27 protein-coding genes and 3 pseudogenes are annotated in these 22,520 nt (G+C 51.0%); 12 read left to right on the top strand and 18 right to left on the bottom strand.

The genetic code is table 11. The annotated features are described in order from the left end of the window. Positions 1-67: 67 nt before the first annotated feature. Both MKQ70_RS32760 and MKQ70_RS32765 read right to left on the bottom strand, forming a co-directional pair. Positions 68-2,725 (bottom strand): PKD domain-containing protein, encoded by a 2,658-nt coding sequence (locus tag MKQ70_RS32760; RefSeq protein ID WP_248079264.1) that lies wholly within the window; start codon positions 2,723-2,725, stop codon positions 68-70. Between the two features lie 162 nt (positions 2,726-2,887). Next, positions 2,888-3,931, bottom strand: coding sequence for a LacI family DNA-binding transcriptional regulator (locus tag MKQ70_RS32765; RefSeq protein ID WP_248079266.1), 1,044 nt, complete (start codon positions 3,929-3,931; stop codon positions 2,888-2,890). A 118-nt stretch (positions 3,932-4,049) separates the two neighbouring features. On the opposite strand from MKQ70_RS32765, the gene MKQ70_RS32770 reads away from it, so the two are divergent. The 6 genes from MKQ70_RS32770 (at position 4,050) to MKQ70_RS32795 (ending at position 7,009) form a co-directional block, all read left to right on the top strand. Beyond that, entirely contained in the window at positions 4,050-4,745 is a 696-nt protein-coding gene (locus MKQ70_RS32770) for a LacI family DNA-binding transcriptional regulator (protein WP_248079268.1), read from the top strand. A gap of 23 nt (positions 4,746-4,768) precedes the next feature. Beyond that, the gene (locus tag MKQ70_RS32775; RefSeq protein ID WP_248079270.1) at positions 4,769-4,945 is read left to right on the top strand and encodes a hypothetical protein; all 177 of its coding nucleotides are present in this window, start codon (positions 4,769-4,771) and stop codon (positions 4,943-4,945) included. Further along, positions 4,921-5,064, top strand: a complete 144-nt coding sequence (locus MKQ70_RS32780) for a hypothetical protein (RefSeq protein WP_248079272.1) — start codon at positions 4,921-4,923, stop codon at positions 5,062-5,064. The genes MKQ70_RS32775 and MKQ70_RS32780 overlap by 25 nt, the downstream gene beginning before the upstream one ends. Before the next feature lie 15 nt (positions 5,065-5,079). Further along, positions 5,080-5,964 (top strand): ROK family protein, encoded by an 885-nt coding sequence (locus MKQ70_RS32785; protein ID WP_248079274.1) that lies wholly within the window; start codon positions 5,080-5,082, stop codon positions 5,962-5,964. 74 nt (positions 5,965-6,038) lie between these two features. Continuing rightward, complete coding sequence (locus MKQ70_RS32790) at positions 6,039-6,407, top strand: VOC family protein (RefSeq protein ID WP_248079276.1); 369 nt, start codon at positions 6,039-6,041, stop codon at positions 6,405-6,407. Between the two features lie 14 nt (positions 6,408-6,421). Continuing rightward, positions 6,422-7,009, top strand: a complete 588-nt coding sequence (locus tag MKQ70_RS32795; protein WP_248079278.1) for an alpha-ketoglutarate-dependent dioxygenase AlkB family protein — start codon at positions 6,422-6,424, stop codon at positions 7,007-7,009. Positions 7,010-7,028: 19 nt separating this feature from the next. On the opposite strand, the pseudogene MKQ70_RS32800 reads toward MKQ70_RS32795, so the two are convergent. The 12 genes and pseudogenes from MKQ70_RS32800 to MKQ70_RS32855 all read right to left on the bottom strand — a co-directional run bounded on the left by MKQ70_RS32800 (position 7,029) and on the right by MKQ70_RS32855 (position 15,026). Further along, positions 7,029-7,999 (bottom strand): annotated as a pseudogene (locus MKQ70_RS32800) (2-hydroxyacid dehydrogenase). 18 nt (positions 8,000-8,017) lie between these two features. Next, a complete protein-coding gene (egtD, locus tag MKQ70_RS32805; RefSeq protein WP_282456927.1) occupies positions 8,018-9,412 on the bottom strand; it encodes an L-histidine N(alpha)-methyltransferase in 1,395 nt (464 codons plus the stop codon). Further along, positions 9,403-10,164 (bottom strand): DinB family protein, encoded by a 762-nt coding sequence (locus tag MKQ70_RS32810; protein ID WP_282456928.1) that lies wholly within the window; start codon positions 10,162-10,164, stop codon positions 9,403-9,405. Before MKQ70_RS32810 ends, egtD begins: the two co-directional genes overlap by 10 nt. Then, on the bottom strand, positions 10,161-10,583 hold the full coding sequence (locus MKQ70_RS32815) for a glycine betaine ABC transporter substrate-binding protein (RefSeq protein WP_308199296.1): 423 nt from the start codon (positions 10,581-10,583) through the stop codon (positions 10,161-10,163). Before MKQ70_RS32815 ends, MKQ70_RS32810 begins: the two co-directional genes overlap by 4 nt. After that, entirely contained in the window at positions 10,580-10,726 is a 147-nt protein-coding gene (locus tag MKQ70_RS32820; RefSeq protein ID WP_372490052.1) for a hypothetical protein, read from the bottom strand. Before MKQ70_RS32820 ends, MKQ70_RS32815 begins: the two co-directional genes overlap by 4 nt. After that, positions 10,693-11,190, bottom strand: a complete 498-nt coding sequence (locus MKQ70_RS41695) for a glycine betaine ABC transporter substrate-binding protein (protein ID WP_308199297.1) — start codon at positions 11,188-11,190, stop codon at positions 10,693-10,695. The genes MKQ70_RS32820 and MKQ70_RS41695 overlap by 34 nt, the downstream gene beginning before the upstream one ends. Positions 11,191-11,207: 17 nt before the next feature. Continuing rightward, positions 11,208-11,729 (bottom strand): ABC transporter permease, encoded by a 522-nt coding sequence (locus tag MKQ70_RS32830; protein ID WP_248079282.1) that lies wholly within the window; start codon positions 11,727-11,729, stop codon positions 11,208-11,210. Between the two features lies 1 nt (position 11,730). Continuing rightward, a complete protein-coding gene (locus MKQ70_RS32835; RefSeq protein WP_248079285.1) occupies positions 11,731-11,982 on the bottom strand; it encodes an ATP-binding cassette domain-containing protein in 252 nt (83 codons plus the stop codon). A 45-nt stretch (positions 11,983-12,027) separates the two neighbouring features. Further along, positions 12,028-12,455 (bottom strand): annotated as a pseudogene (locus MKQ70_RS32840) (ATP-binding cassette domain-containing protein); the annotation flags it as partial. A 1-nt stretch (position 12,456) separates the two neighbouring features. Further along, the gene (locus MKQ70_RS32845; protein WP_248079290.1) at positions 12,457-13,845 is read right to left on the bottom strand and encodes a mercuric reductase; all 1,389 of its coding nucleotides are present in this window, start codon (positions 13,843-13,845) and stop codon (positions 12,457-12,459) included. A gap of 103 nt (positions 13,846-13,948) precedes the next feature. Next, positions 13,949-14,626, bottom strand: a pseudogene (locus tag MKQ70_RS32850) (DUF1345 domain-containing protein). Positions 14,627-14,789: 163 nt separating this feature from the next. After that, positions 14,790-15,026, bottom strand: coding sequence for a hypothetical protein (locus MKQ70_RS32855; protein WP_248079292.1), 237 nt, complete (start codon positions 15,024-15,026; stop codon positions 14,790-14,792). 245 nt (positions 15,027-15,271) lie between these two features. Between MKQ70_RS32855 and MKQ70_RS40305 the strand changes: the two genes are divergently transcribed. Genes MKQ70_RS40305 through MKQ70_RS32865 form a run of 3 tightly spaced genes read left to right on the top strand, consistent with a single transcriptional unit; the run spans position 15,272 to position 16,655 of the window. After that, positions 15,272-15,577 (top strand): SDR family NAD(P)-dependent oxidoreductase, encoded by a 306-nt coding sequence (locus MKQ70_RS40305; RefSeq protein ID WP_282456929.1) that lies wholly within the window; start codon positions 15,272-15,274, stop codon positions 15,575-15,577. Continuing rightward, positions 15,561-16,028, top strand: coding sequence for an SDR family oxidoreductase (locus tag MKQ70_RS40310; RefSeq protein ID WP_308199299.1), 468 nt, complete (start codon positions 15,561-15,563; stop codon positions 16,026-16,028). The genes MKQ70_RS40305 and MKQ70_RS40310 overlap by 17 nt, the downstream gene beginning before the upstream one ends. Positions 16,029-16,061: 33 nt before the next feature. Continuing rightward, on the top strand, positions 16,062-16,655 hold the full coding sequence (locus tag MKQ70_RS32865; RefSeq protein WP_248079295.1) for a beta-eliminating lyase-related protein: 594 nt from the start codon (positions 16,062-16,064) through the stop codon (positions 16,653-16,655). Here MKQ70_RS32865 and MKQ70_RS32870 read toward each other — a convergent pair. After that, complete coding sequence (locus MKQ70_RS32870) at positions 16,636-17,733, bottom strand: NAD(P)H-dependent flavin oxidoreductase (RefSeq protein WP_308199582.1); 1,098 nt, start codon at positions 17,731-17,733, stop codon at positions 16,636-16,638. The two genes, MKQ70_RS32865 and MKQ70_RS32870, sit on opposite strands and share 20 nt — an antisense overlap. 101 nt (positions 17,734-17,834) lie before the next feature. Between MKQ70_RS32870 and MKQ70_RS32875 the strand changes: the two genes are divergently transcribed. Together MKQ70_RS32875 and MKQ70_RS32880 are read left to right on the top strand one after the other, a co-directional pair. Further along, positions 17,835-18,383 carry an alpha/beta fold hydrolase gene (locus tag MKQ70_RS32875; protein WP_248079299.1) on the top strand — a complete coding sequence of 183 codons (549 nt, stop codon included), beginning with the start codon at positions 17,835-17,837 and terminating at the stop codon, positions 18,381-18,383. Between the two features lie 6 nt (positions 18,384-18,389). After that, positions 18,390-19,091, top strand: coding sequence for an alpha/beta hydrolase family protein (locus MKQ70_RS32880; RefSeq protein ID WP_248079301.1), 702 nt, complete (start codon positions 18,390-18,392; stop codon positions 19,089-19,091). Here the strand turns inward: MKQ70_RS32880 and MKQ70_RS32885 are convergent. After that, the gene (locus MKQ70_RS32885) at positions 19,083-19,994 is read right to left on the bottom strand and encodes a DUF6268 family outer membrane beta-barrel protein (RefSeq protein WP_248079303.1); all 912 of its coding nucleotides are present in this window, start codon (positions 19,992-19,994) and stop codon (positions 19,083-19,085) included. The two genes, MKQ70_RS32880 and MKQ70_RS32885, sit on opposite strands and share 9 nt — an antisense overlap. A gap of 104 nt (positions 19,995-20,098) precedes the next feature. Continuing rightward, the gene (locus MKQ70_RS41700; protein ID WP_248079306.1) at positions 20,099-20,812 is read right to left on the bottom strand and encodes an AraC family transcriptional regulator; all 714 of its coding nucleotides are present in this window, start codon (positions 20,810-20,812) and stop codon (positions 20,099-20,101) included. Between the two features lie 506 nt (positions 20,813-21,318). On the opposite strand from MKQ70_RS41700, the gene MKQ70_RS32895 reads away from it, so the two are divergent. Next, positions 21,319-21,528, top strand: a complete 210-nt coding sequence (locus MKQ70_RS32895) for a hypothetical protein (RefSeq protein WP_248079308.1) — start codon at positions 21,319-21,321, stop codon at positions 21,526-21,528. A 33-nt stretch (positions 21,529-21,561) separates the two neighbouring features. Here the strand turns inward: MKQ70_RS32895 and MKQ70_RS32900 are convergent, their stop codons facing one another. Then, positions 21,562-22,452: a hypothetical protein gene (locus tag MKQ70_RS32900; protein WP_248079310.1), complete on the bottom strand. Its 891-nt coding sequence runs from the start codon at positions 22,450-22,452 to the stop codon at positions 21,562-21,564. Positions 22,453-22,520: the final 68 nt, after the last annotated feature.

The following is a 22,520-nucleotide window of genomic DNA, read 5'->3' on the forward strand; positions in this document are numbered from 1 at the left end:
GTTTCAACCGGATAGAAATTATTTTTTAAACCCCTTACTGTGTTGGGTTGCGGAGATATATTTTATTTTACCGTATGAGCGTGACCGTTCCACTTCGAGAAAAATCTTCCCCGAGGTAATCTTTCGCTTTCACCATCCACACATACACACCCACATCCTGCGGCCGTCCGTTAATGGTGCCGTCCCATCCCTTGCCAGTGATGTTGCTGCTGTACACGAGTTCGCCCCAGCGATTAAAAATCCGGAAGTATTCAATAGATGCAATACCTGCGGAAATCGGGCGCACCCAATCGTTCACACCGTCGTTATTCGGTGTAAAACCCGTGGGCACGAATACAGCAGGCAGCGTAGAATATACTTTTACGCGCATATACGCAGAGTCTACACAACCAGCTTCGTTGAGTACATATAGTTTGTAATTGATGTTCGGCGATGGTGCATTATATACCGCCTGCGGATTGGGAATATTGGTAGCAGAAAGATTAGTGCCCGGGACCCATTGGTATTGGATACCGCCACTCGCATTAAATTGTAAAGGCTGGCCAATAACCACGGAGGTATCGTTACCGGCAAAGGCACGGATTCTTGGCAGCATCGTTACGCGCACCGTATCCGTACCGGGCTTGGGGCACCCTTGCGTATCGTAGGCATATAGCACATAATCGGTAATGGATGCACTCGGCCTGGATACCGGGTCCAAGGTGCCGGCGCTGCTTAAGGTGCCGGCCGGTGTCCATACGAATGAATTGCCCACAATGGTGGCGTGCAGTTGCGCGGTGGCATCGTAACAGATCATGGCGTCGCGGCCGGCATTCGCAACCGGATATGGTACGGCGCGTACTGTCACCTGGTCGGTGGCGGTGCAGCCGCTGATAGCGGCGGTTACACTGTACGTGGTAGTTGTCGGCGTAGTAGCGGCCGGGCTTTTGACCGAGCCGTCGCTCACCTGTTCGGCGGGTGTCCACGTAAAACGCAAGCCATCAGAAATAGTATGCAGGATGATGTTATCACCTGCGCAGATCGTTGTGTCGGCGCGCGTCCGGAGCGTGACGAAAGGCACCGTGCGGATTAATACAGAATCTGTATTGATACAACCATCATTGTTTAACGATACAAAATATTTGGTGGTGTTAACCGGTGATACGGATGGTGTGGCGGTATTGGCTGCGGTCATGTTCGCCGAAGGTGTCCAGCTAAAAACGCCGGTACCGGTTGCACTAAGTTGCAATTGGTCTGGCGGACAAATCAGCGTATCTCTATAAGCCAGACTGATGGCAGGTTTGTCGAGCACTGTGAAAGGCGCTTCCAAGGTATCCGGGCAACCCACTGTATTGCCTACGATCAATCGTACTGTTTTAGTACCGATACTGGGATACGTATAGTTGGTATTTTGTGCCCCGGATATATCATTAAATACAAAGCTCTCTCCAAAATCCCAGTTCCAGGAATTTACCGTTCCGTATACCGTGGTGGTAAGATCTGTGAAGGTCGATGGTCTGTTAAAGCAGCTGCCGCCCACGGTAAAGTCCGGCTCGAAGCCGGGGTAAACGCGTGCTGTAGCAGTGGTGCTGTCCGGACAGGTTTGCCCGCGGTTGATCACGAGTTTAATGGTGTAAGTGCCCGCCGTTGCAAAGGTATGTTGCGCCACCGGGTCGGTGCCAGCGTAAACGATGTTGGACAAAGCATCCGAAAATTCCCAGTTGTAGGTGCTGATCAGCGGGCTGGTAGAGCGGTTGTCCACCGCGAGCGTTTGGGTATTACCGCAAAGCATATATTCCGGCAGCAAAGTGGCCGCCGCAATAGTACAGGAAGTAATATTCAGCTGCAGATCCTTGCGCTGCGTGGCTATGGTAACGCCGTTGCGGATTTCCTGGACGCAAACTGTTACTACATAAATGCCTACGTCCGGCGCAATGCCGGTTATTAAACCTGTATTGGGATCTATTTTGACATTGGAGCCGAGTGGGAGAGAGCCGCTGAAGTTACCGCCATACGGTACGCCGTCGTACGGTGGTTGAAGCGCGGGTTGTGAATTACCGCCGGCGCCACCGCCTCCTCCACCACCGCCACCACCACCGCCGCGTAAGCCGGTTGTCTGGTAAGCATCGCAGAAAGAATAGAGTAATTGATCGGTGGCGTCCGGATCTGACGCGCCAAAGCTGTAACTGAAAGAGTTGTTGGCACATACCACCACCAGGTCGCTGCCCACGAATCGTGCGCTGTTATTGCGTGGATTGTCGGCACCTGCCTGTGTACCCGGAATTTCCGCGGTATAAGTCGCGCCTATCTGGCTGTAGCCCGGCGTAAGGTTATTGATACCGGCTATACGAAATGTTACCTGCGAAGCGATCAGGTAGCCTTCTACATTACCCGCCAGCGTGAGGTCAAATTCATAATAGGCTACCTGGTAACAGATTAATGGCGGGTTGGTGATACAGGGATCGGTGCTGAGGTAACTGAGATTTTCCTCGCGGTTCTTGCGTACCGATTCATCCATAACCCGCGCATTGGTGCCACGGTTAAACACACTCACGTACATCGGGTCGGGGAATTCGCGTACGGGAGCGCCGCAGCGTTTAAACAGTTTCACGGTAAATGCGTAGGTATAGTTGCCGTTAGACACGTTCTTCAGTGTATAAAACATTTCCCCGCCGGTGATATGATCGGCGCGTGCAATGTTTATGCTGCTGATGTACAGGAGTATCAGGAATAATAGACGCTTCATGCTAATGGTTGAATCTACATAGATGCGCTGTCCGCCGTGTGTTACTGTCCTTTTTGCGCTTTATGTAAATGTAAGATAGAATAACGACAAGTTAAGCGCGTCGGTTGCCTCGTACAACCGCAAGTCGATAGATCGGGAAAATTTAACGGCCAGTCCCCTCATTTAAGAACAGATGGCCAATGCGGCGGAAGACCCGCGCACGCATAGTTCTGCTGGTAGTACCAATGTGCGGTATTCCTTAACAGGGCGTTTGCTTTCAATGAGTTCGATCAGCAGCTTAGCCGCGGCGGCGCCCATTTCAAAGGCCGACTGCTTCACGGTTGTGAGCGGAGGATCAATGAGTTCCGGCGATGCGAAGTTGGAAAAGCCCGCCAGTGCAATTTGCTCGGGGATACGAATATGCCTTCTACGCAACAGGGTACAGGCCAGCATCGTCAGCCTGTCGGACGCCGCAAACACTGCATCCGGCGGCTCCGGAAGCGCCATCAGCTCGTCGAGCGCGGTAGCTACTTCTGCTTCCAGCATACCGCCGTGATCACAATACTTTACATATGCTTCATCGGCGGCCAGCCCCGCGTCGGAAAGCGCCTGGCGGTAACCATGCAGTCGCTCGCGGGTAATGGAAAGATACGGCGCGCTCGTCAGGTGCGCGATACGCCGCCGCCCGTTGCGCAGCAGGTGCGTTACAGCCGCATGTGCCCCGCCGTAATTGTCGCTCGTAATTTTATGCGCCTGCATATCGGCCGGCACCCGGTCGAAAAATACCATGGGCAGGCCTTGTTCCTGCATCTGTTTAAAATGAGATATATCCTGCGTTTCGGCCGAAAGGGATACCAGCAATCCGTCGATAGACCGCCAGGTAAGGTTTTGCAGGTTCTTTAATTCTTTTCCGTAAGATTCGAAGTTCTGGGTAATGATAGCCAGGTAGTCTTTTTCATGCGCTATGGCTTCAATGCCGCTGATTACTTCTGCATAAAAACTGTTGGGAATAGAACAAAGGGCTACCCCAATGCAGCGCCCGTTTTTGTTCTTCAGGCTCTGCGCCACCAGGTTAGGGCGGTAGTGATGCTCCGCCGCATAGTCTTTAACCAGTTGCTGCGTAGCCTCACTGATCTTATAACTGCCCTTTAATGCCCGCGATACGGTGGACAAAGAAAGATTCAAGGCTTTGGCAATATCCTTTATGGTGATGCTCGCAGATTTCATAACGCGCCGTGGCTGACACTATGAATGTACGTTTTTTTGAGATTTTGTGCAAACGTTTGCCCAAATAAATATCCGCCACAGTAAAGGTTTTGAGAATTAATAGCTTAATTTTTCTGGAGTGAAGAAGAAGATTTCCATATACGATATTGCCCGCGAGATGAATGTGTCGTCCGCCACGGTTTCCTATGTATTGAATGGCAAGGCCGCGGAGAAGCGCATCAGTAAAACGCTGGAGCAGCGCATCATGGCCTATGCGAGGGAAGTGGACTATCGTCCCAATATGATCGCCAAAAGTTTGCGCACCGGAAAAACCCGCACTATTGGCATGCTGGTGGAAGATGTAGCCGACCCGTTCTTCGGCAACGCCGCCCGTATTATGGAAGGTATTGCCCGACAACTGGGCTACCAGCTGCTGTTTGCCAGTACGGACAATAATCCCGCCGTAGCACGTGGGCTGCTCGACGTATTCCGTGGTGCGCAGGCCGATGGTTATATCATCGCGCCACCGCCCGGGCTGGAGCAGGATGTGCAGGCCTTACAGGAAGATGGCCTTCCGGTGGTGCTGTTCGACCGTTATTTTGTTGGGATTCCTACCACTAATGTGGTGGCCGACAATTTTGGCGGCGCGTACAAGGCTACCCGGCACCTGCAGCATAATGGGCATCGCCGCATTGCGCTGGTTACGGCAGAATCCGGCCAGGTACAGATGGGCGACCGGCTCCGTGGCTATATCCAGGCCATGGAAGAGGAGGACCTGCCCATTCTTACATTTAACGCTTCTACTTTCCCCGGAATAAAATCCGCAATTTCCTGAAACAGCAGCCCGACCTCGACGCCGTGCTGTTTACCACCAGTTACCTCACCCTCGCCGGCCTGGAAGCGATGGCCGATCTTCAATTACGCGCCCCGGACGACTTTGCCGTGGTAAGTTTCGACGATCACCCGCATTTCCAGTTTTTTCGCCTGCTATTACTGCCGTGGCGCAGCCGGTGCAGACCATCGCAGAAGCAGTAATCCGGCAGCTTATCGCCTGCCTGGAAAAGGGCGAGCCCACGGATAAAACCACGACCATCCTGCCTGTATCGCTGGTGGTGCGTGCATCTTCGGCAGCAGTGCCGGTGTTGCGTCCGTAATGTGTATATTACAGGATGCAAACTCACGATCAGCAGATTTTAGGCATCGATATCGGTGGCTCGCACATTACGGCGGGCATGGTAAATATTCAGTCGTACCGCCCGGACGAAAGCACAATGGTACGCCTTCGGGTTGATAGCCACGCGCCGGCAGCCGAGATTATGGCTACCTGGTCGCAGGCGGTCCGCGAGGTGTGGCAAAAGGCGGGTATTGCTTCTTCCCGGATTGGTATTGCGATGCCCGGGCCCTTTGATTATCAGAAGGGTATCAGCCTGATTGCCAAAGAATTTCATAAGTATGAAGCCCTTTATAAACTTCCCGTTGGCGATATGCTGGCGGAAGCGGCAGGCATTCCATCCACCTATATATTAATGCGCAACGACGCGGAAGCATTTCTCGAAGGCGAGGTGCTGAGCGGTGCGGCTAAAGGTTTTAATCCCGCCATTGGCATTACCACGGGTACGGGGATTGGCTCTGCACGCAGCCGCAATGGTGTTACCAGCGATGCGGAACTGAGCGTAACTCCCTACCTGGACGGGATGGCCGAGGATTATACTTCTATCCGTTTCTTTTTGGGAAGATATAAGGAGTTAACCGGTAAAATAGCCACCGATGTGCGCGCTATCGCCGATGCAGTGGGCACCGACCCCGCGGCCACACAGGTGTTCGAAGAATTCGAGCAGCACCTAGGCGTATTTCTACGTCATTTTATACAGTTGGACCGTCCGCAGGTATTAGTCGTAGGGGGCAATATTGCCAATGCTTTGCCAATTTTCGAGGCGGGGTTACGGCGCGAAGTGGGCGAATTGTTTAATGGCGTGGAGTTGCGCAAAGCTGCGTTGGGCGAAGCTGCGGCATTGATCGGCGGGGCCTGCTGCTGGCATTACGCCGCGCAGTAAATTGTTGTAAATTGCCGTAAATCGTATATTATGGCAACTCAACAAATCATCCCCTACATTACTTACAACGGACAGTGCGAAGAACGCTGGAGTTTTACAAGAGTGTTTTCGGCGGTACTGTCGAAATTGTGACCCGTTACGATAACCCGGCGATGAATGCCCCGGAGGAGTATCGTAATAAGATCCTGCACGCGCGTTTCCATAATGATACGATAACCATCTTCGCGAGCGATATCATGCCCGGCAAAACTGCCCATGGTACCAGTGCCGATGTTGCCCTTTCGCTTTCCTACGCTACACCCGAAGAAGGGCAGAGGATTTTTGACGCATTGTCTGCCGGAGGGCATGTACATATTCCCTTTAAAAAACAGTTCTGGGGTGATTACCATGGTAACTTCACTGACAAATATGGAATTAGGTGGATGTTGAATACGGCGAATTGATTTCTAATATGATCATGGAAAAACTCAACCTGCTGCCTTTCCAGGGAGAAGCCTATTTATTTCCCCAATGCTTTAGTCGGCCCGAAAGCAACGACTATTTCATCCGTCTGCAGCAGGAAACTCAGTGGAAACAGGAGCCGATCAAAATATTCGGGAAAGAGGTGATGCAACCGCGGCTCACTGCCTGGTACGGAGATACCGATAAAAGCTACACCTATTCCGGCATTACTATGCAACCGCAGGCCTGGAATCCGGTATTGACGGCCATCAAATCAACTATAGAAAAGGTAGCGGAGGCGCAATTTACCAGTGCCCTCCTTAATTATTACCGCGACGGACAGGATAGTATGGGCTGGCACCGGGATAATGAAAAACAGTTGGGTGTAAACCCGGTAATCGCATCGGTGAGTTTTGGTGCGCCGCGCATTTTCAAGCTGCGTCATTATGAAAAGAAAACGCCCGTCATCAATATAGAGCTGACGCATGGCAGCCTGTTACTGATGACGGGCGCAACCCAGCATTACTGGGAGCATGCGCTGCCCAAAACAGCGCGGGTAAAGGAGGGCAGGATCAACCTGACCTTTAGAAAAATAATTTTTTAGACCAGGGCAGCAGCGGCGTTCAAGGGCTCGCCGCTCTCAATTCCTTTAATATTCTGCAAGGTCGTATTCGCGATCTGCTCCAGCGCTTCGTGCGTAAAAACGCCTGGTGCGCCGTGACCAGCACATTCGGGAAACTCATTAGCCGCTGGATCTGGTCATCCTGGATAATATCCTCGGACAGGTCGCGGAAGAAAAGCTTCTCCTCCTGCTCGTACACATCAATGCCCAAATACCCGACGATGCCGGATTTCAGCGCATCGATCACATCCTGTGTGCAAACTAATCCGCCGCGGCTGGTATTAATCAGCATCACGCCTTTTTCACGCCTGCCAGTCTTTCTTTATTGATAAGATGACGGGTATGCTCGTTCAGCGGGCAATGCAGCGAAATGATATCCGATTCGGCCATCAATGTATCTAACGGAACATAATGCACGCCGTTGTTTACGAGCGTTGGATCGGCGGCAATGTCGTAGGCAAGCACCTTGCAACCGAAGCCGCTCAGCAGGCGGGCAAAGGCTTTCCCGATGTTGCCTGTACCCACAATGCCCACTGTTTTTCCGTGCAGATCGAATCCCAGCAGCCCGTTCAACGAAAAGTTCTGCTCGCGCACACGGTTATACGCCTTATGGATCTTCCGGTTCAGCGTAAGGATCATCGCGAGCGCATGTTCGGCCACCGCTTCGGGTGAATAAGCGGGCACGCGGCATACGCGCATCCCCTGAGCTTTGGCCTCTTCCAGGTTCACATTATTAAAACCGGCACAGCGCAGTGCGATGATTTTAGTTCCGCCGGCGGCCAGTGCTTTAATCACGGTTTCGTCCACTTTGTCGTTTACAAATACGCATACCACTTCGCTGCCTTCTGCGAGGGATACGGTTTGCGGGTTCAGTTGCGTATCCTGGTACGACAGTGTGTAGCCGAAGTCCTGGTTGCGGGCATCAAAAAATGTTTTGTCGTAGGGCTGGGTCGAGAAAAAGGTGATCTTCATGCAATTAAGATAACAAAATTAAGCGCATTGCCACATGGCGTCCACGAACCAATCTTTACTATCGGTGAACTGCCGCACGCAACGGAAGCCGGAAGTCTGCGCCAGCCGGTCGATTTCGGCGGCGCTGTATTTTTGGGATATTTCCATATAAATAGCTTCATCTTTTGCAAAATGAATCAGGGCGTCGCCCATTTGTACTTCCTGTTCCTCCAGGCTTACCAGGTAACTTTTACAGCTGCCCGTACCGGGATCGTACGTTGGATAGTGCTCAAACTTTTCCGTATCGAAATTAGCACCCAGCTCGTGGTTAATACGCCGGAGGAGGTTCAGGTTAAATTCACGCGTAATGCCGGCCGCGTCATTGTATGCTGCCAGTACGGTAGCCGGATGCTTTTTTAAATCGAAGCCGGTAATCAGTATATCGCCGGGATGTAACTGTTCCCTTATCTTCTTTAGAAAAGCCGCTGCTTCCTGTGGTGGTACATTCCCGATGCTGGCGCCCATGAACAATACCACGCGGCGTTTGGGCGTAAGGTCGGCACTGGCTTTCAGCATGTCGATGTATTCGCCGTTCAGGCCTTTTACTTTTAAACCTGGTAACTGCCGGGGCAAAGTGCGCTCGAGATAATTGATCATGCTGCCGGAAATATCGATCGGGAAGTAGGTGTAGTCCAATCCCATCTCCAATATTTCTTTCAGGAGGATACTGGTTTTGCTGGCATCGCCGGCGCCCAGCTCCACCACGTCGAACGAGGAGCAGAGAGCACAGAGTGCAAGCGCGATATCGCGGCTCTGTTCCTGTAAAATCTCCAGCTCACAACCGGTCAGGTAATACTCCGGCGCCTGCATGATCTGCTGGAAAAGCGCATCACCGGCGGCATCGTAAAAATATTTGGAATCGAGATGTTTATGCTCTGCAAGCAAGCCATTCACCACATCGCGGTAAAAATTATTCACGTGTTTGCGGGCGACAGGCGGCTGTGGTACAGTAAGTGTTTTCATAAAGCAATAGTTTAGGTTATCGCACAAGCCGGATGCCGGTGAGTTGCCAGCGGACGTGTGGATGGAAAAAATTACGGTAAGTATGACGGCTGTGTCCGGTGGCGTAAATGCGGACGCGCCGCGCAATACTTTCTGGTTCACCATGAATTTGCCATTGTATTCGCCCACTGGTCCGGGTACACGCTGGAAGCCCGGGTATGGCAGGTATGCGCTCTCCGTCCATTCCCAGCGCTGGCCCCAGCTGAATTGGCCGGATGCTGCTTCCCACTCAAATTCCGTGGGCAGGCGCATGCCTTTCCAGGCGGCGAAGGCGGCGGCTTCGTAATAACTGATATGGCTTACCGGCTCATTTAAATCGATGCGGCGCAAGCCATGCAGCGTGTAATGCTGCCATTGCCCGTCTACCTGCAACCAGTACAGGGGGCAGTGATCGCGTTATTACGCACCCAGTCCCAGCCTTCAGAATGCCAGTGCTCAAATTGTTTGTACCCACCCAGGTTAATAAATTCGAGGAACTCGCCATTGGTCACCAGCTGGTTGCTGATGTGCGCTTCCTGCAAGTACACGGTGTGCGGGTTAAGTTCATTATCATAACAAAAGCCTTCCCCGGTAAACCCGATCTGGTACTGCCCCGCCTTAATGTGCGTGAAGGATGGGGCGGGTGGTGTGTCCCAGGCGCTGTACTGGCTGTCCTGGTATGCAGGTAGCAAGGGATTATGCCCGAGAATGTATTTAATATCTGTCCATAATAATTCCTGGTGTTGCTCTTCGTGATTGCAGCCCAGGATAATTAAGGCTTCCAGGTCTGTGTCTACGGGGCCGGCCAGCAATTGCTGCATGCATTCGTCTACATACACCCGGTATTTATATATTTCGTTCACGGTGGGCCGGCTCAGGTTACCGCGCTGGGTCCGGACTACCCGGGCTCCCAGGCTTTCATAATAACTATTGAATACGAAGTTGAAATTAGGGTCGTATTCTACATAGTTTTTCAGATACGGCTTTAAGATGAGCGTTTCAAAAAACCAGGTGGTATGTCCCAGGTGCCATTTGGGCGGACTTACATCGGCCACTGGCTGCACCACATAATCTTCGGTGTGCAGCGGCGCGCATATCTGTTCGGTCAGCTGCCGTGTTTTCGCATATTTTTCTGTCAGGCTCATGGTGTCCGTTTTTTGGTCAGGTAGTGAGTAAGGTCCGAAATAGAATTAAGCTGCAATTGTGCTGCCATGTTTTTTCGCATCATTAACGCATAGGCATTATTGAAGCCCACGGGTGGCAGCCACTCCAGCTGGTATTCCGCTTCAAACTGTTGTTTTACAAAGGCGTAGGTGCTGTCTTTGTCGCGCATCACGCGGGCGGAAACTTCCTCCGCGGGCTGTAAAATCACCAGTAAACCGGTACCGGTGTATTCCGGGTAAAAATCGATCTGGTCGTTGCGCAGGGCGTCGAAACAGATTTTGGTACCGCCGAGTCCTGTTTTGGAGGATACGGCGAGGTCGGTATTGCCTTCGATGAGCAGGCGATACATCTCACAAAGAATATATTGTTCGGTAAATATCTTTGACCCGATGCGTATCACTCCCTTTTTCCATATCGCGATGGTTTCAGCAGTCCCTGTTCCTGCAGAAAATCTTTTGCAACCTTTTCCGGCGCCTGGTGCAGGTAATCGGCCTTGTAGTTTAAATAGGTCATGACCGAATCGTTGATGCGGCCGTTGAGCAACTGCAGGGCAGGGGCAAGTTCCGGGTATTGCTGTAAAGTTTCGCGGCGTACGAGGGGTGCGCAGTAATATGGGGGAAGATGTGTTTATCGTCTTCTAAAATAGTCAGGTCAAATGCGCGGATGCGGCCATCTGTGCTGTAGCCGCTCACTACGTCGAGTTTGCCTTCGTACATAGCACGGTACATGACAGCGTCGCTGATCACTACGGTGGGAATTTGCAGGCCGTAGTATTTTTTAAGCCCGAGGTCGCCGTCCATGCGGCCCATAAACTCTGGTGTAAAGCCAGCCTGCAGTTTTGCAGAAGCAGAGGGGAGCATGGCGAAACCGGCGGCGACGCATACGATGAGGGCGCCAAGGCCAAGTTTCAACTTATACTTTCGCCAGTTGGCTTTTTGTACGCGTGATAAAATAAAATCGAAGCACAATGCGAGCAGGGCGGCGGGAATGGCGCCGGCCAGGATCATATGGGTATTGTTCAGCGCTATCCCCCGAAAATAAATTCTCCTAAACCTCCTGCGGCAATGTAAGCGGCCAGGGTGGCTACCCCAACATTGATCACCGTCGCGGTGCGGATGCCTGCGATCATTACCGGCATAGCGAGCGGCAATTCTACTTTAAATAAAATCTGGCGCTGACTCATGCCCATGCCACGCGCCGCTTCCTTTACGGTAGCATCTACGCCGGTAATACCCGTAAAAGTATTCCGGATGATGGGCAGCAACGCATATAGAAAAAGTGCCGTAATCGCCGGGGCGGGACCAATGCCCAGCAAGGGGATCATGAACCCTAGCAGGGCAATGCTTGGAATAGTTTGCAGTACGCCGGCCACACCGAGCACGGCGCCGGAAAGCTTTTTCCTGCGGGCTACGAGAATGCCCAGCGGCACCCCCACTGCAATAGCGGCCAGCACGGAAATAATCGTGAGGCTGATGTGCGATATCGTCTGGCGGATCAGTTTGTCCTGCTGCGACAGCAGGAATTCCCAAAAGCCTTGCATGGGCATATTATACGTATTGACCTTTCACAAAAGTGCTTACAAAATCGTTGGCCGGATGGTCGCGCAGTTCGCCGGGCGTGCCCAGCTGCACTATTTGTCCGTGGTCCATCAGGCAAATGCGGTCGGCGAGTTCAAAGGCTTCCCGGATGTCGTGCGTGACCATTACAATGGTTTTGCGCTTAAATTCCTCCAGTTCGCTGAAGTCCTTTCTTATTTTCTGCCGGTTGATCGGGTCGAGTGCGCCAAAAGGCTCGTCCATCAGCAATACCGGCGGATCAGCGGCCAGTGCGCGGGCCAGGCCTACGCGCTGTTGTTGTCCCCGCTTAATTCATGTGGGAACATCTGGCCGTGCTGCTCGTACGACAAGTTCAATTTGGCGAGCAGTGTTTTCACGCGCTCCTTAATCTTATCCTTCTCCCATTTTAAAAGATGGGGTACGACGGCAATATTCTCCTCCACGGTGTAATGTGGGAACAGCCCGTTTTGCTGCATCACATAACCAATGCTGCGGCGTAATATTTCCGGCGGTTCGCTTTTTACATCGTTGCCGCGGATAGTAATTCGTCCGCTATCAGGTTCAGTGAGCCGGTTGAGCATGCGCAGCGTAGTGGTTTTTCCACAACCGCTGGTACCGAGCAACACCAGGTTTTCACCTTCGGCTACCGTAAACGATACATCGTTTACTGCCGTGGTGTTCCCAAATTTCTTAACCAGGTGTTGGGCCGCGATCATATCAGGATTTGTCGAGTGTCATAAATAAATTATTCAGCGATTCGGAGAACGTGGGGTGAGCGAACATCATATTCCGGATGGCGTCGTACGGAATATTCCCGACCATGGCCATTTGCAACACAGAACTAATTTCGCCGCCGTTCACGGCAAGAATGGATGCGCCGAGTATTTGCCCCGTATATGCATCTACAATTGCTTTCATGAAACCGCGTGTCTCCCCGCTTTCTACGCCGCGGGCGGAGTTGCTCATTTCCAGTTTGGCTACCTGTACGGTGAAGCCTTTTTCTTTCGCTTCCTGTTCTGTCATGCCCACGCGCCCCAGTTCGGGATCGGTAAACATACAATAAGGAATAATGCGATTATGGGTGCTGAGGTTACCCTGTTCCAGTATATTTTTAAGTACAATTAAATGATCGTGATAAGCGACATGTGTAAAAGCCGGTCCGCCTTTTACATCACCGAGGGCATACACTCCGGCTGCGGAGGTTTGAAGGCGTTCATTCGTAACAATATAACCTTTTTCATCGGTTTTAATCCCTGCCTTTGCGAGATTCAGTTCTTCCGTATTGGGGACGCGTCCGGCGGCAATGAGCCAATGAGAACAAGTAATTTGCTGCTCTTCTCCTCCATCGGTATGGATAGAGATAACAGTCTGCCCGCCCGGTGTTCGCGCCACTTTATCTACCTGCACATTAGTAATGACTCCGGCGCCATCTTCTTCTAATATCGTGCCTACTTCTTTCGCAACATCTTCATCCTCTTTACTTAAGATGCGTTCTCCCTTTTCCAGTATGGTGACTTTACTGCCTAAACGGCAGAATAATTGCGCAAATTCCAAAGCGATGTAACCGCCTCCCAGTATCACCAAATGTTCGGGTATGCTCCGCAATTCCATGATGGACGTGGATGTAAGATATCCCGCTTCGCTGATGCCCGGAATGTCGGGGATTTGCGGCCTGGCCCCGGTGTTAATAAATACGAGGTCAGCTGACACAAATTCCATATTCCCATTTACGTAATCTACCCTCAATTCCTTTTCGCCCGTAAACGTGGCGGTGCCCATCATGAGGTCCAGGTTGGGAATATCACGCATCGATTTGTAAATACCAGTCCGCGCATTTTCCACAATTTCCGTTTTACGGTCAAGAAGCGTATTAATGTCTACCTCGCCCTCTACACGCAAGCCGATACGTTGCGCCTGTTTTGCTACATAAGCGAGGCGCGCGTCGCCGATGAGCGTTTTACTGGGTGTGCAGCCATCGTTTACACAGGTGCCGCCCAGCCATCTTTTTTCGATAATGGCCGTTCGTTTACCAGCCTTCGCCAGTTTCTTTGCCAGCGGAACTCCCGCCTGGCCTGCGCCGATGATGATTGCGTCGTATTTTTTCATATCTGGTTCCTGCATACTTTATGCCGTTCGATGCGGCTAAGCCCTAAAGGTGTAGCGTTATCCGGCGATTAACAATGGCGGGACTACCGATTTTGTTGTATATCTAATTTTTTAATCCCGCAATGAGGTTAATGGTGAGGGCAACAATGAACGTGTTTAAAACAAACGACAATAAACCATGCGCTAATGCCACACGACGAATGTGCCGCGATTCGATCTCCACGTCCGACACGGAACGTCATGCCGATTACAAATGCGAAGTAGGCAAAGTCCGGGTAATCCGGCTTTTTTCTTTCGGGAAATTGAGGCCACCTGCATGCTGGGTACTGTCTTTTTCGTCATCATCATAATAAAGATGCGCGTAATGCACGGTGTAGGTCGTATGTACCATGCCCCACGAAGCCAGGATGCCGCAAATAGCCACCGGGATGTACACGAATGCATTGCCCGCATCGTTGCTGAGTATTAATAAGAGCACCGTCACCATACTGGCCATGGACGCCAGCACGACGATAAGCGAAATGAATATTCTGCTGCCATCGTCGATACGTGCAACTTTACGGATTTCTTCGGTGCCACGGTGAAAAAATATCAGCCAGGTGAACACGAGGTAAAAGATCGCGAAGATGTCCCATAACAAAATGGGAAATACCAGCGGCTGAATATCAACGGTTCGTAAGGCGAAGAAGGCAATGATGACGGGGAGCAGGGCCGCCATTACGCGGTGCGTGGGCGACATGCGTAACAGGAGGTGTATGATGGCGGGGTGAGTGGCAGACATGGCTTTTCTTTAAATAAAGATAGGGTTTAGTCCGCAAACAATTGGCTGCTGTTCAGTGCCGTTGGGTTACTTATTTGAACTGTATCACAGGCGCGGCTGATATCCCTTCCAATCCTCCTATGAAAGGAGCATAAAAAAGCCGGGCAATTCGCCCGGCTTTCTGTTAATCGTTACCGTGTTGTTTTACCAATTTGTTATACACTCCTAACAACAGGAATGGTGCTACCCATTGCCCGAAGAATAACCCGGAATGCTTTTTACCCAAACAGTGCATTGTTACCGAAAGCCCGATTGCGCCAATGGCTGCAATTAAAAATGTATCGGAGGGCAGTTTAGCTGTCTGATTTTCGATCAGCTCGGTCACTTTACCTTCATCGTGTTTGTCGTCAAGTAGTCCCATAAGAAATGTTTATGTATTGGCATCAACTACTATACCCTGGAAACGCTTTGCCATGGGGGCGAGTTGGCAAGCATGAGTTCTTTCCGGGAATTGGGGCGGTTCGTCCCCATGTGGTAACGTTACGGCTGATGCTGACCTGTGTTACGTTATTCCGCGATCCCTGGCAGAAGCATCGCACCTAACGCTTTCCGCAAGTTCCGGGTTTCCGCGCTGCCCCCAACTTTTCATCTTTGTAAAAAATAAAAATGATGCAAAGATTTAAAGACAAAGTTGCCCTGATCACAGGCGGTACCAATGGTATGGGATTCGCCACCGCACAGCAGTTCATCAACGAAGGAGGACGCGTCATAATTACCGGCCGCAGTGCGGAAACCGTGAATAAGGCGGTACAGCAGCTTGGTGCCAATGCTTCGGGAATTGTGTCCAATGCTGGCAAAATGGCCGATGTGATGCAGCTTCAATATAAAGTGAAGGAATACACGGCTGTAGTTGATGTGCTGTTCGTAAACGCCGGTTACGGCCGGTTTTGGCTCCGTGGAACAGGTAGATGAGTCGCATTTCGATGAACTGTTTAATATGATGGTGAAGGGAGGCTTCTTCACAGTGCAGCAAATATTACCGCTGATGAAGCAACGGAGCGCCATCATCCTGAATACTTCGGTGGTAACCGCTGCGGGTATAACGGCATTCTCCGTGTATACCGCTGCGAAGGCCGCGATCCAGTCGTTCATCAAAACATTTGCAGCCGATCTTACGGCGAAAGGCATTCGTGTAAACGGGATCAGCCCGGGGTATATCAATACCAATATTTTCAATAATACGGGTTTAAATCCGACAGAGATTGAGCATGCGGTCGCGCATATCATTCCGACTATTCCTTTTAAGAGATTTGGTGAGCCGGCTGAAATTGCGAACGCTGTATTGTTCCCGGCTTCGCAGGAAGCAAGCTACATCCATGGCGCGGAGCTGGCAGTGGATGGCGGTCTGGCTGCGATCTGGTAAGCATTTGCCGGCGCACTGGCGCTGGAAGTACCGGTGCGGCGTTGCGATAACCGCGTGGATGCGTACGATCAGCTGAAACAGGTGAGTGATTTTTGCCGGGAGCACAATATTCCTGTACACATGGATGGGGCGCGGTTGTACATGGCTGCGGTCTGGTCGGGCAAGTCTATTAAGGATTACGCTGCCCTGGCCGATACGCTTTACATTTCTCTTTATAAATACCTCGGCGCTCCTGCTGGCGCCATCTTGTGTGGAAAAGCGGAATTGATAGATCAGCTGCCTGTCCTCATGAAAATGCACGGCGGTTCGATGTACCACAACTGGACCAACGCCGCTATGGCACTACATCACCTCGATGGCTTCGAACAGCGGTTGTTACAGGCGAAAACGCAGGGAGAAGCGCTAATCAGTCGGCTGAATACACTCAGAGGCATCCGCATCAACCCGCATAAAAATGGCTGCAGCAATTATAAGATGGAGTTATCCGGCATCGCCACAGACGCATTCCGGCAGCGGTTGAGCGAGGAGGGTATACGGGCCGGACTTACTTCTTTCGTGGTGAATGAAACGATTTTATACCGGAGTAATGATGATCTTTTTCGTTCGTTTAAACGGGCGATTGGTTAAGTTGATCGATTAATTGTTGAAGAATGTCTGTAGTGGATATGGCCGGATAACCGTTGAGTGATTGTCCTGCCCAGATGCTCACGAATCCTGCGTTCTGCTTTGCTTTGGCGGCGGTTCGTAACGGGCCTGTTAATTTATTTTGATAAGGATAAGGTAAGATGTGTGGCGTGTTGTCTACCGCTGCGGTGTAAATGTTACGCAGACCGCGGGCATAGCGACCGGAGAAGCTGTTTGTAAGAATGATATCGCGCTCCTGCGCCTGTCTTAACCGTTGTTTTTCGAAATCCTGTAAGGCGCTTTCTGTTGATCCGAGGAGCATGCTCCCGATCTGGAAACCCTTCGCACCCAGCGTTCGTGCCGCCAATATGGTTTTAGCGTCGTACAGGCCGCCGGCATATATCAGCGGTCGTTTCACTTTGTCAAATACCTGCGATAATAAAGACATGCCTCCGATGGATGGGATGTCGCCCGGTGTAAAAGTGCCGCGGTGCCCGCCGGCTTCGATGCCTTGTACACAAATTAAGTCGATGCCGGATTGTTCAAGAATGAGGGCTTCTTCTATGGTGGTGCAGGTGCCGATCAGGCAGGCGCCGTTTTGTTTTAATCGCCGGACGCTTTCTGCGTCGAGGTTGCCGAAGGTGAAACTCACGATCCTGCAGTTTTCTGCGATCAGCGCGTCTACCTGTTCACGGTAGCCCGCCACCTTAATACTTTCTATATCCGGTAGTGTCACCTCCAGCCCGTGTTGCGCGGCCAGTTGCTCGAGGAAGCTGCGGGTGGTTTTATATTGATGTTTTAATTCATCGGTAAGTGCGGGTGTATCGTACACAAAAATATTGGCCGCGAAAGGTTGTGTGGTGATCGCTTTCGTAGCACGGATAATATCCACACATTTCTCGTACGTTAAATCGCCCAATGGCAGTGAGCCGAGCGTACCTGCTTTTTCGGCAGCGGCCACCATGGCGGGTGTGCCTACACCGAACATGGGCGCCTGTATGATCGGATATTGATACCTAAAATGCGGGTGATATCGTTTTTCCAGTTCATGTTTAAAGTTACGCGACTTTGGGTAGCGGATGAAATCTTATCTTTAAAAGAAAATGGAGACCCGCTTAGCCCGCATCCTGCAAAAACGAACGATCCCGGCGCAGCCACGTATCCATTAAAAAGAACTGACCAATGACGGAAGCAACAGTACTGTTCATACAGGGCGGCGGCGCAGGTGCTTATGAAGAAGATCACAGGCTGGTAGAGGACCTGTCTTCCCGGCTGGAGAGGGGTAATATCATTTATCCGAAAATGCCAGACGAAGACAATCCCGATTATGACAGCTGGAAAAGTGCTATAGCCGAGGAACTAACCGGTATTTCGGGCGGGGTGTTGTTAGTAGCGCATTCTGTTGGTGCTTTTATCGTACTAAAGTATCTGCTCGAAAATGAACCCAATCGGCATATAACCGGCCTGTTTTTTATTGCCACACCCTTTGTGGGCGCCGGTGGATGGGAGCTGGATATGGCGCTCGATGCTGCCGCATACAAAAGGCCATTACCCGCCCCGGTATTTTTCTATCACGGCACAGCAGATGAGATCGTACCGTTCGAACACTGGCGCTTTACGAAGCGGCCATTCCGCAGGCCGTTTTCAGAAAGATCGACGGTCGCGGGCATCAACTGGATAACAATTTGGCGGAAGTTGCCGGTGATATCAATATTATCTTTGAAAAAATGACAAACGATGAGTACCAAAAAGATCACGATCCACGTGTCACCTACCATCGGCGATGTATCCGGCATTGCCATTGTTCCTCCGAAAGCCAAGGCCCAGTTAACCCTGGCGCATGGTGCGGGTGCGGGCATGGAACATGTGTTCATGGAAAAGTTATCGGCGGCCCTCGCGGAAGCCGGCATCGCAACGCTGCGCTTCAATTTTCCTTTTGCCGAAAATAAAAAAGGCAGGCCGGACCAGCCGACGGTCGCGCATCAGACCATCGAAGCGGCTATCAATAAAGCAAAGGAGTTACAACCTGCCCTGCCATTGTTCGCGGCGGGAAAGTCGTTCGGCGGACGTATGTCGTCGCAATACCTGGCGGCTAATCATCGCCAGGATGTAGCAGGCCTGATATTCTTCGGCTTTCCATTACACCCTGCCGGCAAACCGGGCACGGACCGGGCAGAGCACCTGCAAACGGTGAAAGTCCCGATGCTGTTTTTACAGGGCACCAAGGATACGCTGGCTACCTGGGAACTCATCGAATCGGTGACCCAATCGCTGAAAAAGAAGGCGACGTTGGTGAAAATCGAAGGCGCAGACCACTCCTTTAAAGCAGGTAAAACAGATACGATCGCGTTGTTAGTGGAGGCTACCCTCGCCTGGCTGGAAAAGCGGAAAGCCTCGCGTAGTGAAGGCTCCCAATGTATTACTGTAAGTTTATCTTAATGCCCGCACTGAAAAAAGATTAGCGCCTAAGCCATAATAGGGATACTTCGCGAACATCTTCGATAACTTTTTCTCCCCATATCCGAACCTCCGCAGGGCTGTAAAACCGGCCCCGCCAAAAAATTCCATCTTCTCTCTCTTAGAATGCAGGCTAAGCCCGAACGGCAATTGCCAGAAGTTCATCAGCCTGTTGTCTATCTTATCCGTTTGTTTTACGTCGTAAGTAAGGGCGTGTGGTTTAAAGGAGAACTCCGTGTGCCAGCGTTGGTTTAGCTGGTACGACACGCCTATCTTATAATTAATACCCGGCCCCTCGTCCGGCACACGGATATCGAGTTTAAACTTCTTGCCAAATCGCCAGTCGGCCGTAATGGCTGGCCATACCAGCGGCGTGCCGAAGGTATTGTGCACCAGTACACCCATCCCCAACCGGAATTTTGGAGAAAACTGCCGTAGGAATATGACTCCGCCGGTCAGGAAAATATCATTAAAATCTATCTCCTTAAAGCCTGTATTTAAGCCGCCCGACACAAATGCCGCATAAGACCAGCGGTTATTGATGGTGGCATAATATTGTAAGCCCAGGTTGGATGCGAGCAGCTCCGAAGGCAATATCGTTTTGTTAAACCCGCTGCTCCGGAATACCGAATATCGCACCCACACCGAGGAGGTGAGGAGGCTTACCTTCCCTGTTGTGGTGTCTATACGCTGGCGAAGGGTAAGGTTTGAATTAAAGTTGAATTCATTGTGCTGCGTGCGGCCTTCCTGGTCGGCGCTGTCCAGCGGTGGCAGGTATTTTGATCCGGGGTGATAGGTGTAGGATAGGGCAACGTCGCGCACCTGCGCCCGCAGGTTGGTGATGATCAGCATGGCGGCCCCGCATAAAAATAGTTTCAATCTCATGATGGTTGTTTATGTCACAAAATTGCGGGCCACTGCCGGGAACAACTGTCGCAAAAAGGAGTATTACTTTCGTAAAACGGATAATTAACGCATTTTTTTGGGCGCTACGCCGTATTTCTTTTAAAGAGATCGCTGAAGTGGGAAAGGGTAGCAAAGCCGCATTCGTAGGCTATTTCCGTAAGACTTTTGTCATCTTTTTTAAGTGCTTTCAAGGCATACTCCATGCGGGCATTACGCAGGTAGGAGAACACTGTGGACCCAAACAGCTGTTTAAAACCTGCTTTAAGTTTGAATTCATTTAATCCGCTTAGCCGGGATAGTTCAGATAAAGAAGGGGTATAAGCAATATCGTTCAGCAGCATGTCGCGAACAGCATAAAGTTTCCGCAGGTCTGCGCTGGTAAGGCGGATGGCGCCGCCGAGGCTGTCTTCAGTTTCGAACTGCTCGCACTGCAATGCCAATAGTTCAAGCACTTTCGATTCGATGAGCAAACGTTTTGCGGAAGCCTGGTACGGAATGCTTTTGAAGCTGCGGAGCAATTCCAGCATCCGCATGCTTACGCGAAAGTTTTTTGCTTCGGAAAGTGAAAAACTCTTTCCCGACGCCACGCTGTCTGCAATTGTTTCCATAAATTTTCCACCGCCATTCGCCAATGCCGAAAACCGTTCGGGTGTAAAGCTGATGATTGACAGGCGCAGGTTTTGCTGCTTTTCGAAAAGCGTAAGGTCGGTGGAATAAGCGCTGAAGAGCAGGTTATGCTGCATGGCCGAAATTTCCCAGGCCTGTTTGGCTTGCGTCGTGATCGTTCCTTTTTCCACAAAAACAGGCTGATCATTTTAGGTGCATCTATCGTGCGCACCTGTATCCCTTCCGGGATATTCACGTTGTGCATGGCAATGTGGGTACCGCCGTAACGGATTTCACTGGCCTCACTTTTCCAGTAGGGTTCGTCGGTTTGGTAGCTGATTTCTTCGTAGTTCGGGCCGGAAACCTGCCCCAATGCCGGCATTTCGGTACTGGAGAGAAGCTCGTTATGTTTGTTGGAGATAATAACTTTCATGTTGGCGGTTTCCGGTTCGTACTATGAATATACGGTTTTAGCCCCAACAGGTGACCACTGACGGCCGGTATTCTGGAACGACCGGGAGTTTAAACAGTGCAGGCGAACCCGGTTTGTTTTTACCTGAAATGGAAGAAAAAGGCCTGATGCGCAGTTTTTTGTGACGCGGGGAAATCTGGCAGGATGTGACACGACCGTTTAAGCAGCCCAGCTGTAATTCTTTCCGGTTTGATGTTTGTGTTGGTATGGCTAAATGTTACTGTCATGAAACACCTTCCACTCTTCGGAATAGTCTTTTCCATTATGGCCCTGGCGGCCTGTAACCAGCATTCACAGAATACGCCCGGCGTTCCGGATTCATCGGAGATCAGTACCCGGGAAAGTGATACCTCGCTTATTAATAATAAGCCGGACAGTACCAAAACGCCGGGCCCGACTATTGAAAAGGACACTGTGCAGCATAAGACGGAATAGATCACAAAGGCCGGAGCATGCTCCCGGCCTTGTCTACGGTTCCTTTGCGTAAGTGATTTTCCGCTTGACGATGTATGTGTAAGACGACGTAAACTTTTCTTCTTTACTTGTCCAGTTGCCGGTCTTGTCATACACGTAATTGATATAGGAGGAATCAGGCGTGCTGATGGCAACAATGCCTGCGCTGCCGCCAATGATATTGTTGTCATCCTCCGATGTCCGCGAAAGCTGGTTGCCATATTGGTCGTACGTGTAACAGGTGATGCGGTCAACTTTCCCGCTTTCATAGGCGGTGCTGCGGACGAGGTTGTTCTGCTTATCGTAGGCTTCCAGGCGATCGCTCATAAGAATATCTTTATCATTACGCCAGACACGATGTACATACATGGTGTCGTTCGATTCCCGGAAGTAACACATCTCTTTTTCCTGGCCGCGCATAGCTATTTTCAAACTATCATCTTTACCGTAATATTTAAACATGTCCCACTCTTCCGGCTTGCCATCCATGTAACGGTCGCGGCTTGCCTGGAAAATGTCCTTTTCGTGGAAATAAAATGTGTCTTTGTCGAACGGGCGTCCATTTACCGTTTCGTCGATGAGGGTTAACCGGTTCAGCTCATCATATTTTAGTGTGATAAGATGATCGGGGCGGCCCCGTTTTTTGTCGGTCACTTTTACAAGCCGGCCTTGTTCGTAGAAGTACTCGAAGTAGAACGTATCGATATAATCCGAAGGACCTTTAATGACTATTTCTTCCACTTTAATAGGGTGACCTAACGGTTGCGAAGGATCAAAGAGGGTAGGGACGTCATAGAAAATCTTCCGGAAGATGGCGGCTTTTCGCGCGCCCATGATGCGGTCTTCCGGGTTAGAAGGCTGGTTGCACGCCATGAGGACGAGCAGCAGCAGGATTGGGTATTTCATGGTATGGGTGTATTTGGCACGTGTAAGATAGTGAAAATGTGTACAGGTGTCTATCAACTTTTGATGCC

It is taken from the genome of Chitinophaga sedimenti (genome assembly GCF_023156195.1).
In the GTDB taxonomy this organism is placed as follows: domain Bacteria; phylum Bacteroidota; class Bacteroidia; order Chitinophagales; family Chitinophagaceae; genus Chitinophaga; species Chitinophaga sedimenti.